9 protein-coding genes are annotated in these 12,804 nt (G+C 62.2%); 8 read left to right on the forward strand and 1 reads right to left on the reverse strand.

The genetic code is table 11. The features are described from left to right. Positions 1–204: 204 nt before the first annotated feature. The 5 genes from ileS to HK439_RS07545 all read left to right on the forward strand — a co-directional run bounded on the left by ileS (position 205) and on the right by HK439_RS07545 (position 7,499). Positions 205–3,165, forward strand: a complete 2,961-nt coding sequence (gene ileS, locus HK439_RS07525) for an isoleucine--tRNA ligase (protein ID WP_190290779.1) — start codon at positions 205–207, stop codon at positions 3,163–3,165. A 33-nt stretch (positions 3,166–3,198) separates the two neighbouring features. Continuing rightward, positions 3,199–3,738, forward strand: coding sequence for a signal peptidase II (lspA, locus tag HK439_RS07530; RefSeq protein WP_190290780.1), 540 nt, complete (start codon positions 3,199–3,201; stop codon positions 3,736–3,738). 98 nt (positions 3,739–3,836) lie between these two features. Continuing rightward, positions 3,837–4,544, forward strand: a complete 708-nt coding sequence (locus HK439_RS07535) for a hypothetical protein (RefSeq protein WP_190290781.1) — start codon at positions 3,837–3,839, stop codon at positions 4,542–4,544. Positions 4,545–4,754: 210 nt separating this feature from the next. Next, positions 4,755–6,167, forward strand: coding sequence for a M16 family metallopeptidase (locus tag HK439_RS07540; protein WP_190290782.1), 1,413 nt, complete (start codon positions 4,755–4,757; stop codon positions 6,165–6,167). Positions 6,168–6,170: 3 nt separating this feature from the next. Continuing rightward, positions 6,171–7,499: a M16 family metallopeptidase gene (locus tag HK439_RS07545; RefSeq protein WP_190290783.1), complete on the forward strand. Its 1,329-nt coding sequence runs from the start codon at positions 6,171–6,173 to the stop codon at positions 7,497–7,499. 151 nt (positions 7,500–7,650) lie between these two features. Here HK439_RS07545 and HK439_RS07550 read toward each other — a convergent pair whose 3' ends face one another. Beyond that, positions 7,651–9,165, reverse strand: a complete 1,515-nt coding sequence (locus HK439_RS07550; protein ID WP_209011634.1) for an EAL domain-containing protein — start codon at positions 9,163–9,165, stop codon at positions 7,651–7,653. A 359-nt stretch (positions 9,166–9,524) separates the two neighbouring features. On the opposite strand from HK439_RS07550, the gene HK439_RS07555 reads away from it, so the two are divergent. The 3 genes from HK439_RS07555 to HK439_RS07565 all read left to right on the forward strand — a co-directional run bounded on the left by HK439_RS07555 (position 9,525) and on the right by HK439_RS07565 (position 12,633). Further along, positions 9,525–10,277 carry a hypothetical protein gene (locus HK439_RS07555; RefSeq protein ID WP_190290785.1) on the forward strand — a complete coding sequence of 251 codons (753 nt, stop codon included), beginning with the start codon at positions 9,525–9,527 and terminating at the stop codon, positions 10,275–10,277. 187 nt (positions 10,278–10,464) lie between these two features. Beyond that, positions 10,465–11,946, forward strand: a complete 1,482-nt coding sequence (locus tag HK439_RS07560) for a sigma-54-dependent transcriptional regulator (protein WP_190290786.1) — start codon at positions 10,465–10,467, stop codon at positions 11,944–11,946. Between the two features lie 117 nt (positions 11,947–12,063). Beyond that, entirely contained in the window at positions 12,064–12,633 is a 570-nt protein-coding gene (locus HK439_RS07565) for a hypothetical protein (protein ID WP_190290787.1), read from the forward strand. Positions 12,634–12,804: the final 171 nt, after the last annotated feature.

Raw genomic sequence — 12,804 nt, forward strand, 5'->3', positions numbered from 1 at the left:
CACAAGAGACTGCACCCCGCTGCAGCACCGTCGAATTACCGGCCCGGCCTTCGGCTGACGCATTCCTGCGGCGCCCAAGGACCGGGATAGATCTCCCATTGCCGGCATCTTCCGATTGCCGTGCAGCCGACAATGACCGTTGCAGCGCGTACGGGACCAGTTCAAGAACCCGCCGTGCGCCTCTCCGACCGGATCCCATACGTGATGACCGAGACACCTGAACGCGACTATTCAGAAACGCTGAACCTGCCCAAGACCGAGTTCCCCATGCGCGCCGGCCTGCCCAAGAAGGAGCCGGAAATCCTGCAGCGCTGGCAGGAGATGAACCTTTACAGGAAGCTCCGGGAGGCCAGCACCGGCCGGAACAAGTTCATCCTCCACGACGGTCCTCCCTACGCCAACGGCAACATCCACATCGGCCACGCGCTGAACAAGACCCTAAAGGACATCGTCACCCGCTCCATGCAGATGACGGGCTGGGACTCCAACTACGTTCCGGGCTGGGACTGTCACGGCCTGCCGATCGAATGGAAGATCGAGGAACAGTATCGCGCCAAGGGCAAGAACAAGGACGAGGTTCCGGTCAACGAATTCCGACAGGAATGCCGCGAATTCGCCGAGCACTGGATCGGCGTGCAGCGCGAGGAATTCAAGCGGCTCGGCATCGAGGGCGACTGGGAGAACCCCTACCTCACCATGCGCTTCGAGAGCGAGGCGGTGATCGCCCGGGAACTGATGAAGTTCGCCATGTCCGGCCAGCTGTACCGCGGGTCCAAGCCGGTGATGTGGTCCGTGGTGGAAAAGACCGCGCTGGCCGAGGCGGAAATCGAATATCACGACTACCAGTCGGACACGATCTGGGTGAAGTTCCCGGTGGTCGAAGCAGGCGGCACCAACGAGACGGAAGCGGACGAGTTGCTCGATGCCTCCGTTGTCATCTGGACGACGACCCCCTGGACGATCCCGGGCAACCGCGCGGTCTGCTTCTCCTCGAAAATCCATTACGGCCTCTACGAGGTCACCCAGGACGACCTGCCGGAGGAGAACTGGGTCCAGAAGGGCGACAAGCTGATCCTGGCCGATGCTCTGGCCGGCGCCGTCTTCGAACAGTCCCGGGTGGAGCGCTACGAGCATGTGCGCGCCGTGACGCCGGAGGAACTGGCCGCGCTGACACTTGCCCATCCGTTCCGCGATCTGGACCTGGGCGGCTACCAGTTCGACGTTCCGGTTCTGGACGGCGATCATGTCACCGACGATGCCGGTACCGGCTTCGTTCACACCGCACCGGGCCACGGCGCGGACGACTTCGAGATCTGGATGGCCCATGCCCGCGAACTCGAAGCGCGCGGCATCGACACGGCGATCCCGTTCACCGTCGCCGACGACGGCTTCTACACCAAGGATGCGCCGGGGTTCGAAGGTAACCAGGTGATCACCCACAAGGGGGAAAAGGGCAAGGCCAACAAGGCGGTGATCGAGGCGCTGAAGGAAAGCGGCACCCTGATCGGCCTCGGCCGGCTGAAGCACCAGTATCCGCATTCCTGGAGGTCGAAGAAGCCGATCATCTTCCGCAACACGCCGCAGTGGTTCGTCTATATGGACCGCGACATCGACGGCAAGGACGACACGCTGCGCATCCGTGCGCTGAACGCGATCGACAACACCCGCTTCGTGCCCGCCTCCGGACAGAACCGGTTGCGGTCGATGATCGAGAACCGGCCCGACTGGGTGCTGTCGCGCCAGCGCGCCTGGGGCGTGCCGATCACCGTGTTCATCCACAAGGACACCGCGGAGATCCTGAAAGACGAGGCGGTCAACGCCCGCATCTACGACGCCTTCGTCTCCGAGGGCGCCGATGCCTGGTTTGCCGACGGCGCCAAGGAACGGTTCCTGGGCAACGACCACAAGGCCGACGACTGGAACATGGTCACGGACATTCTGGACGTCTGGTTCGATTCCGGCTCCACCCATGCCTTCTGCCTGGAAAAGCGCGAGGACCTGATGCCGAACCGCAAGGGTCTCGGCGGCGACGACTACGTGCTCTACCTGGAAGGGTCCGACCAGCACCGCGGCTGGTTCCACTCCTCGCTGCTGGAAGGCTGCGGCACAAGGGGCCACGCGCCCTATGACGCGGTCTTGACGCATGGCTTCACCATGGCCGAGGACGGACGCAAGATGTCCAAGTCGCTCGGCAACCAGGTGTTCCCGCAGGACATCATCAAGCAGTACGGCGCCGACATCCTGCGCCTGTGGGTGGCCTCCTCGGACTATGCGGAAGACCAGCGGATCGGTCCGGAGATCATCAAGACCAGCGTCGACAGCTACCGCAAGCTGCGCAATACCCTGCGCTGGATGCTGGGGTCGCTCGGCCATGCGACCGGCGAAGAGGTTTCCCTTGCGGACATGCCGGAGCTGGAGCGACTGATGCTGCACCGGCTGACGGAACTCGACGCCCTGGTGCGCAAGGCCTATTGGGACTTCGACTACAAGCGCATCTTCCATCACCTGTTCACGTTCATGACGGTGGAACTGTCGGCGTTTTATTTCGACATCCGCAAGGACGCGCTTTACTGCGACGCGGCCTCCTCGGTGCGCCGCAAGGCCTCCCTCCAGGTGATCGACAAGCTGTTCAACTGCCTGGTGACCTGGATGGCGCCGATGCTGCCCTTCACCATGGAAGAGACCTGGACGTCCCGTTACGGCGAGGCCACGTCCGTCCATCTGGAGCAGTTCCCGGCCGTGCCGGCCGACTGGCGCGACGACGCGCTGGCTGCGAAATGGGCCAAGATCCGTACCGTCCGCCGGGTGATCACCGGTGCGCTCGAGGTGGAGCGACGCGAAAAGCGGATCGGGTCGTCCCTGGAAGCCCATCCGGTCGTCCACGTGACCGATCCGGAGCTGATGGCAGCCCTTGAGGGCAAGGACATGGCCGATATCGCCATCACCAGCCAGCTGACCCTGAGTGCCGATCCGGCACCCGAAGGCGCCTTCGCGCTGGACGACACGCCGGGCGTTGCCGTCGTGCCGGGTCTCGCCGAGGGCCGGAAATGCGCCCGCTCGTGGAAGATCCTGCCGGAAGTCGGCTCCGATCCGGATTACCCGGACGTGACCCTTCGCGATGCGGCAGCCCTGCGTGAGTGGGACGCGGCGCATCAGCCGGCCTGATCGCGAACCCGGCGAAGGACAGTGGAGCCGCCCATGACCGATGGCGAAGCCGCACAGGGCTCCTCCTCATGGACGGCCCGCTGGTTCTGGGGGCGGCAGAGCGGTTTCGTTCTCGTCGTCGCCCTTGCCGGACTGGTGCTGGACCAGGCCTCGAAGCTGTGGCTTCTCCACGGCTTCGACCTTGCGGGACGGGGCCCCGTCCCGCTGCTTCCGGTCCTGGACCTGACCCTCGTGTGGAACCGGGGCATCTCCTATGGCCTGTTCCAGCAGGACAGCGCGATCGGGCGCTGGGGTCTTGCGGTTGCCACCCTGCTTGCGGCCATAGGCCTGTGGATCTGGTCGGTTCGCGCCGGGCACCGTTTCCTCGCCCTTGCCCTGGCTCTGGTCATCAGCGGTGCGATCGGCAACGGCATCGACCGGCTCGTCTACGGCGCCGTCGTCGACTTCATCCATTTCCATGTCGGCGAATTCTCGTGGTATGTCTTTAACTTCGCCGACGTATGGATCGTTGCCGGAGTTTGCGGTCTGCTGTATGACGGTTTGAAAACCGGTCCTAATTCAGCCGCAAAATGAGTCTTTATTGGGCGGACGGATCTGGAAATCAGGCTGAGTCCGGCTGCGCGCCCGAAGGTACGCGGCCAAATCGCCTTGACGAAAACAAGGAGTCTGCGGTGCTGCGGACGTATTTGAAAACGCTTTCACGCCCGGTCGCCCTTCTGGCCCTTTTCGCGCTGGCCGCATGCCAGGCCGCCGACGGAACTTCCCAGGCGCCCGACACCGCAATGGTCAGCGCCCTGATGTCCGGCCTTGGAGCCGTCGACCCGAAGGCAAAGCCGATTGATTACAAGCCGCGTGCACCGCTGGCCATGCCTGCCGAACCGACCGCACTTCCGAAGCCGGAGACCAAGGTCGCCGGCTCCCAGTCCGACAACTGGCCGGCGGCCCAGAAGAACGATGACTTCGATGCGGTCAAGGCGCTCTATGCAAAGAAGAGTGTCGGCGGACGCGACGGCAACGAGAATTCGCGCCTGACGCCGGAACAGGCACGCGGGATCAACATCTACAGCACGAAGTCGCGCGATCCTGTTGCCGAAAAACGCCAGGCTGAACTGGACGACGGCGACCGCATGACCCCGGAGGAAATGCGGCAGCAGAACACGACGGCCGGCGAGTTGAAGAAACAGGCGGCCGGAAGCACACAGGACACCCTGTCCCAGCGCCGTTACCTGATCGAGCCGCCGAGCGAATACAGCACGCCTGCGGCCGGTGCCCCGATGCCTGAAGTCACGGAAGTCGACAACACGACCGAACGTGTCAGCAGCGAAATCGCCTGCTCGGGCAGCAACCGAAGCCTGAAGTGCAAGGACTATCAGCGCTAGATTTCGCTATAATCAAGCCGCTGGATCAATATGACCAATAATTAACGGGACCGGCGCAGGCCACCACTCTATATGGGAAGGTGGAGCCTGTGCAGGTCCTCCAAAGCGAAGGGCCTGCGGAACCGATAAAAACCGGAGACGGATGTGCCCTGTTTCGAGACACAAGCAGTTCCCAAAAGACAAAACCGCCTGACATCACCGGCACTTGCGATGTGCCTGGCCGGCCTTTTGAGCCTTTCGCCCGGCGTTTCAGCCTACGCGGCAGAGCCGGCCGCATCGGCCCAGCCGGCGGAAACACTGAAAATCGCACCGAATCTCAGTCACTTCACGCTCGATAACGGCCTTGAAGTCGTGGTCATCCCCGACCACAGGGCACCGGTGGTCACACACATGATCTGGTACAAGGCCGGATCCGCAGACGAGCCGGAAGGCCAGTCCGGTGTCGCGCACTTCCTCGAACACCTCATGTTCAAGGGCACCGCCAAGCATCCTGACGGCGCCTTTTCCAAAATGGTCGCCGATATCGGCGGTCAGGAAAACGCCTTCACCACCACCGACTACACCGCCTATTTCCAGCGGGTCGCAAAGGAGCATCTGCCCCTGGTGATGGAAATGGAGGCGGACCGCATGGAAAACCTTCTGCTGACCGATGACATGATCGGCGCGGAACGGGATGTCGTACTGGAAGAGCGGCGGATGCGGGTCGACAGCGAACCCGCGTCGAAACTGCGCGAAACGCTGAACGCGACGACCTTCGTCAATCACCCCTACGGCTCGCCGGTGATCGGCTGGGAGCAGGAAATCCAGGCTCTCAACAGGAAGGCCGTCATCGCCTTCTATGACCGGTTCTATACGCCCAACAACGCGGTGCTGGTGGTCGCCGGAGACGTGACCGCCGATGAAGTCCGCACACTCGCGGAAAAGACCTACGGCAAGGTTCCGCGCCGGGCCGAACCGGGCGCCCGGATCCGTCCCGCCGAACCGCATCTCACGGGGGAACGGCGGGTTTCGGTTTCCGATCCGCGCGTCCGTCAGGAAAGCCTGTCCCAGAACTGGATCGTGCCGAGCCAGACGACCGGCGAAGGCCGCGTCCCCGTGTCCTTCGACGTTCTGTCCTACATTCTCGGCGGAGGGCCGACCAGCCGCCTCTACAAGTCCGCCGTTCTCGGCAGCAAGATCGCCATCAATGCGGGAAGCTACTACCAGGGCGACGCCCTGGACCAGGGCAAGTTCGGGATCTACGGCACGCCGGCCCCGGGGCACTCCCTGGGCGAGCTCGAGGCTCTTTTCAAGGAGGAACTGCACAAGCTCATCGAAAACGGCGTCACCGAAGACGAATTGAAGCGGGCCAAGCACAGCATGGTCGCCGATGCCATTTACGCCCAGGACAGCCAGATGAGCCTTGCCCGGATATTCGGCAGCGCGCTGACGACGGGGCAAACCCTGGAAAACGTGCAGACCTGGCCGCAGCAGGTTCAGGACGTCACCGCACAGGACGTGCAGGACGCAGCGCGCACCTATCTCTCGGACGCCCCGGTGACAGGACTGCTGAAGCACGCCAAACCGATCAAGGAAACGCGGACAGGGAATACCGGCTCTGCAGAAGCGAAAGGAAAGTCCTGAACCATGCGTGTTTTTCTTGAAAAGCGACTGCGTTTCCTGGCCGCCGGTTCCCTGGCCCTGTTTTCGGCATTGCTCATCGTTCTGCCGGCACAGGCCGTCGAAATTCAAAGGGTGGTCAGCCCTGGGGGCATCGAGGCATGGCTGGTCGAAGACCACACAATCCCGCTGATTGCCGTCAATTTCTCCTTCAAGGGCGGAGCGGCCCAGGACCCCGCAGGCCAGGAAGGCCTGACCCGGCTCCTGTCGGCAACACTCGATGAAGGCGCAGGAGATCTCCCGTCACAGGCCTTTCAGGCCCGCCTGGAAAACCTTGCCGTCAGTATCAGTTTCGACGCCGCAAAGGACCATCTCTACGGCAACCTGCGTACGCTGACGCCGACGCGGGACGAAGCTTTCGACCTGTTGCACATCGCCCTCACGAAGCCCCGCTTCGATGCGGAAGCGGTCGACCGGATGAAAGCGCAATTGATTTCAAGTGCGAAGCGGCAAGCGGAGGATCCCGATGCAATCGCTTCCCTCACCTATATCGAGACCGCGCTCGGCGACCACCCCTACGCCCGTCCGACCGGCGGCACCCCTGAAAGCCTTGAAAAACTGACACCGGCGGACCTGGTCCAGCAACACAAACGCCTTGTTGCCCGCTCCGGCCTGACAATCGGCGTGGTCGGGGCCATCGATGCGAAAACGCTCGCGCCGCTGCTCGACCGCGTGTTCGCCGACCTGCCGGAAAACGGCGACCTGTCGCCTATCCCGGAGGTGACGCCGAAGACCGGACTGCACGTTTCCAAGACCCTGCAGGTTCCGCAGACGACCCTGATGTTCGGGCTGCCGGGATTGAAGCGGGACGATCCGGACTACCAGGCGGCCTATGTGATGAACCACATTCTGGGCGGCGGCAGTTTCACGTCGTGGCTCTATCAGGAAGTCCGCGAAAAGCGCGGACTGGCCTATGGCGTCAACACCTCCCTTGCGCCTTACGATCACATGGGGCTGCTCCTCGGATCGACGGCGACCCGCGCCGACCGGGCGGATGAATCCCTGAAAATCGTTCTGCAGCAGGTCGACCGGATGGCCACCAAGGGACCGACGCAGGCGGAACTCGACAGCGCAAAACGCTATCTGACCGGCTCCTATGCGCTGCGCTTCGATTCCTCGGGCAAGATCGCCAGCCAGCTCGTCGCCCTGCAGAATGCCGGATTGGGGATCGACTACTTCGACCGCCGCAACAGCGAGATCGAAGCCGTCACCCTTGACGATGTGAACCGGGTGGCGCAACGCCTGCTGGCGGGCAAGGAACCCACCGTCGTGTCGGTCGGACCGGCGACCGACTAAAGCCTTTCACGGTCAGATTGAATATCCGGTTTCAGGAGGAAATGACGCTTCCGGCGTGTCCCCCTGGAACCGGATCAACCGGCCTCGTGGCTCCACTCCAATTGTCAGTTGAAGACCGAACCCGGGGCTCAGAGCATCGGGCGATAACCGCTCAACCGGCGGCCCGCTTGCGCGGTGCCGGAGCCGGGGTGCCCTGCAGGACTTCCGCCCGCACGGGACGCGGCGGCGAGAACAGGTTGCCCTGGGCCAGCTTGACCTCGTAGTCGAGGAGTTCGAGCACCTGGCTTTCGGTCTCCACGTGGTCCGTGATCAGCTCCATGCCGTAGCGATGCAGCAGATCGCCGAAATCGGACGGATGGATGTGTCCGTGGTCCGCGGACCGGCGACCGATCAGGTAATCGGCATGGAGCTTGGCAAACTTGAAGCCACGCTGTGCAAGCGACTTGAAGTCCATCTTCATGTCGGTGATGCGGTCGATGGAGAAGTGGAAGCCGATTTCGGCAAGCGCGCTCAGGCTCTCCATTTCCACCACGCCCATTCTGGCAACATCGTCCTGTGAAAATTCGAAAATAAGGACGTCGGCGATGTTCTTGTTGGCGCTCGCGAAATCCAGGAAGCCCGGAAAGAAGGTCTCATCCACCAGCGATGAGGACGAGATATTACAGAAGAGCGCGGCATTGCGGTTTCGGGACGTGAGGCGGCGGATCACCTGGATCGACCGGAACAGCAGCAGATTGTCGATACGCGCGATCAACCCGGCCCGGACGGCTTCGGGCAGGAAGGTGGCTGCGGCGATCAGGTCTCCCTGGGCGTCGCGCAGTCTGGTGAAAGCCTCGTAGTATTTCACCTGGCGCTGCGGCAGCGTCACGATCGGCTGCAAATGCAGTTCGACACGGTTTGCGTTCAGGGCCGCGGTAATCAGCTCACGCATTGCCGGATCGGGCCGCGGCTCCGCCCTTCCGGCGTCTGCCACGCCGAGCTCGGCCGCGCCGTTGAAAATTCCGGAAGGTTCAGGCGCTTCGTAGGAGTCCTGCTCGTGGGAAAGATACGCAGGGCGCGACGCCGGTTCCTCCCGGCTAAAACCCGAGGCTGTGTCAGGACCGGAAGTGCCGTAGGGCCGGCCGTATTCATCGCCCGTGCCGTAATCGGTAGCCCTCATCCCCAGTTCGCTGCGTGACATCGCAGACTGATAATGCTCGCCTGCCCCCGACGCCGGCCGGGACATGCCGGGCGAGCCATAAGATGGTGCAGACGTCTGGTAGTTGGGCAGCCCCGGCGCGGCAGGAGGTGGCGCCAGGCGCTGCTGGTCCTCGAACCGCGTTTCGAGGTCGGTCATGGCTTCGGCCATCTGCTTGACCAGGGAGCCCAGAACCTCCACTTCGGCAAACAGCGGATCGATTTCCTCACGCGTCCGCCGGGGGATGTTGCGCTCGACACCGGTCAGGCGCCCTTCCAGATTGCCGACGTCCTCGTCGAGTTCCACCATCCGGTCTTCCAGACGGTCTACCGTGTCGCTGACCGCGCTTCGGTCCGTCGCCCGGGCAACGAGCAGATGGAACATGATCATCGTGCACATCAAGGCGAGCGAAAGCGACACCGCTTCTCCGAACGGCCTGCCGAACTGGAACACCAGAACGGCTGCCGCCGAAAGCGCAATCACGCTCATGCATATCGCTATGAATATGGTCGCCGTGCGGCCCATGTTCGCAAAACGCTCTCAACTCGAATCACAAATTCAGCGTTAATCATGCCTTAAGAATTGGCCGCTTCCGAATCTCTTCCAGAGCCCGCCGGGCGGATTTTCGCGGTTGTCCCCGGTTATGCGATGCCGTTTCCCTCACATTCTGCAAATTTATCCGCCATCCGGCAGAGGGAGCGGAACGGAGGGACTCATTAGCGGTCTTGTTTTTTTGCTTCCCAATCTTCAATGTCTTGGCTAACCTTCCGTTACGACATCTTCGACCCTGATTTAGTAAGTCATCAATAGAATGCACGACTGGTCAGAGAATGCAGGGGGAGGCCATGATGACAGCCGGGCGACATTCCCGGCTTCCGCGGGAGAGCGAAAGCGAAACCGGCGGGCGTCTGCCAGGCGGGGAACAATCCGGTCTTGCCGGTCCGGTCCAGGTCTCCCGTGATGACGTCCGGCTGGCCTTGCACAAAGTGCTCAACAGCCCCGAATTCAGCTCCGTCGTCCAGCTCCGCTCATTCCTGAATTACGTGGTGTCCAAGGCGATTGAGGATCGGCTTGACGAAATCAAGGGCTACACGATTGCTGTCGAAGCCCTCGGGCGGGACGTTTCCTTCAATCCGGTAACCGATCCGATCGTCAGGGTGGAAGCCGCCCGGCTGAGGCGCCGGCTCACCAAATATTATACGGGCAGCGGGAAAAAAGACCCGATCGTGATTGAAATCCCCAAGGGAAGCTACGTGCCGGTCTTCGAGGTGAGGCGGAACGGCATCGGATCAACAAGCCCCTCTCCCGACACGCTCCCGGAACAAACAGGGCGCCCATGCGAAGATGCAAACCCGGCGCGGCTTTCCCGGATCGCAGGGCAGATCCATTCCGACACGGACAGCGCGATTGCCAAGGTTCCGTCCGAAACACCGGCCTCCGAAACCGCAGCTCTTGCCGAGTGTGCCGAAAATCGGCCGGCAACGGCGGCGAACGTCACCATAGCTGCGGGAACCGATCTGCATAAAATCCGGCTTCCCGTTGCAATCGGCATCATGGTTCTGGCGTTTGTTGCCGGCTATGCGTTCGGAGCGTTTCTCTAGGGTCAGGACCGGATAACCTTACCTTTTCTGCCTGCATTGACTGCGCCGATCCGTACCGGCCGGGCAATATCCGGCATCGTTCTCCATCCATGACAACGCTTTGTTTACCCTGTTCGTAGAAACATCATTCAGGTGATCAGTTCGATCCATGTCGAACCCTGCTTGAAATGATGGGGGATGCCCAGCGATGGGGAGTAATGAGGGTCTCACCGGACCCGTTATGGTACGCGTTCTTGATGCTTCGACATCTGAAGCCACTCGCACTGCGGCCGTTTGCGCGAAATTGGCCGCGTCCTGCGCGCAACCAGCGCTTTATACCGATCCGGGCTCCTGTCTCGGAGACCTTGCCGACAAGACGACCGACATCCTGATCCTGGACCTGGAGACGATCGGCGGCGAAGAGGTTCTGGAATCCTTTGCGGTGCGGTGCCCGAGAACCGTCCTGATCGCCGTCTCCGCCAAGGGCTCCGTGTCCCGTGCCGTCAATGCCATGCGTGCCGGCGCCCACGACTTCCTGACCAAACCGTTCTCGCTGGACGCCCTGGCTTCAAAAATCAATTTCCAGCTGGATCAGCGGGATCCGCGCCCCGTGGGCGAGACCGCCACATCCGATGACGACCACACCGCCGCAACGCAGTCGGACATGAACACGCCGATTATTGCCCCTGCCGCACGCCCGCGCGGCCTTGAAAAGCTGATCGGCAATTCGGCGCCGATGCTTGTCGTCTTCGATCAGGTGAAACGCATGGCGCCTTCCCAGGCCCCTGTGTTCATTACCGGAGAGTCGGGAACCGGCAAGGAGCTGTGCGCCAGCGCGATCCACACCCTTTCGGAGCGAAACAACAAGCCGTTTGTCACCATCAATTGCGCAGCCATTCCGCGGGACCTGATCGAAAGCGAAATTTTCGGCTATATGCGCGGTGCCTTTACCGGTGCGACCGAAAGCCGCCCCGGCGCGGCCGAACAGGCGGACGGCGGCACCCTGTTTCTGGACGAGATCGGCGAGATGGACCTGCTGCTGCAGAGCAAGCTGCTCCGCTTCCTGCAGACCGGTACGTTCCAGCGCCTCGGCGACACGGCAACCCGGCAGGTTGATGCGCGCATCATCTGCGCGACCAACCGCGATCCCCTGAGCGAGATTGCCGCCGGCCGGTTCCGTGAGGATCTCTATTACAGGCTTCATGTCCTGCCGATCCAGCTGCCGCCCCTGCGCGACCGCCGCGACGACATCCTGCCGCTTGCGGGAACCTTCCTGGAGCGGTTCGCCAATGAAGAACGGCGCGGATTCATGGGCTTCGACGCGGATGCAGAGGCAAAGCTGCTCACCTATCCGTGGCCGGGCAACGTCCGCCAGCTTGAGAACACGATCCGCCAGATCGTCGTCATGAACGATGGAGCGGCGGTTACCCTGGACATGCTTCCCATGCTGATCCGCGATCCGTCCGGACGGGGGCATTCGATCGTCGACCTGTCACGGGAACGGGCGCGCGCCGCCGCCCCAAGCCGGGCTTTCGGCGCCATCGAGCCGCTTTGGGCGCAGGAACGGCGGATCATCGAGGATGCGCTGGACGCCTTCGACGGCAATATCGCGATGGCGGCGGCGGCTCTGGAAATCAGCCCGTCGACAATCTACCGCAAGCGTCAATCCTGGTCCGGACGAAGCCTTTAGCCGGTTTCGCGTTTACCGCAGTGCACGCAATTCCTTGTGTCTTGACCAAAGGCAGTCTATATCGGCTGAAAAGAAGTTGAAAAAACAATGCTGTTGGGCTGGCTCAGGGGTAAGTAAATGCAAAAAGGTTTCTTTGCACGGCAAGCGGTAAGGGGCGCGCTTTTCCTGGCCGCGACGACGCTTTCCTGTGCATCCTTCGCTCAAACGGGTTCACCGGACTTTCCGAAGCCGGAAGGCGCGCTTGCCGATAGTCTGGCAGCGCTCTCCAGCGCCTGGAATACTTCCGGCCTTGCCTTTACGGCGGCGACTTTCGCCAAGGCGCCCGCGAGCGGATACGGACAGTATACGCCGCGCGGCACGTCGGCCTTTGCGGCCGATGAGCCGCTTACGGTTTATGCGGAGCCGGTCGGCTACGGTTTTTCCTCGTTGGATGCCGGTTACAGCTATTCGCTGCAGGCAAGTTTCCGCCTTTTGAACACGACAGGACAGGTGCTTGCCGCGCAGGACGGGTTTGCCGACTTCTCGGGAACGACCCGGTCCGCCAAAAGAGAACTGCCGGCGTCCCTGTCGTTCCAGTTCAGCGGCCTGCCGGCCGGCGATTACATGCTGGAAACGACATTCACCGACAAGATCGGCGAAAAATCTGGAACGATCACCCTTCCCTTCTCCATTACCGCCAGCCAGTAAGCCGTGACGGGAAACGAATGGGATGGTTCATGGCCGCGCGGGTGTCGGCCGTGGGCCGGTTGATACCGGTTAACCCGTCGTTTTCATCGATTTCGCAGGCGAAATTTCTCCCGGCCTCCCATTGACAAGCCCCGGCGGCGGACCTAAATCGTCGGCTGTTAGCACTCGCCT

The organism is Roseibium aggregatum (assembly GCF_014692675.1).
GTDB classification, from domain to species: domain Bacteria; phylum Pseudomonadota; class Alphaproteobacteria; order Rhizobiales; family Stappiaceae; genus Roseibium; species Roseibium aggregatum_C.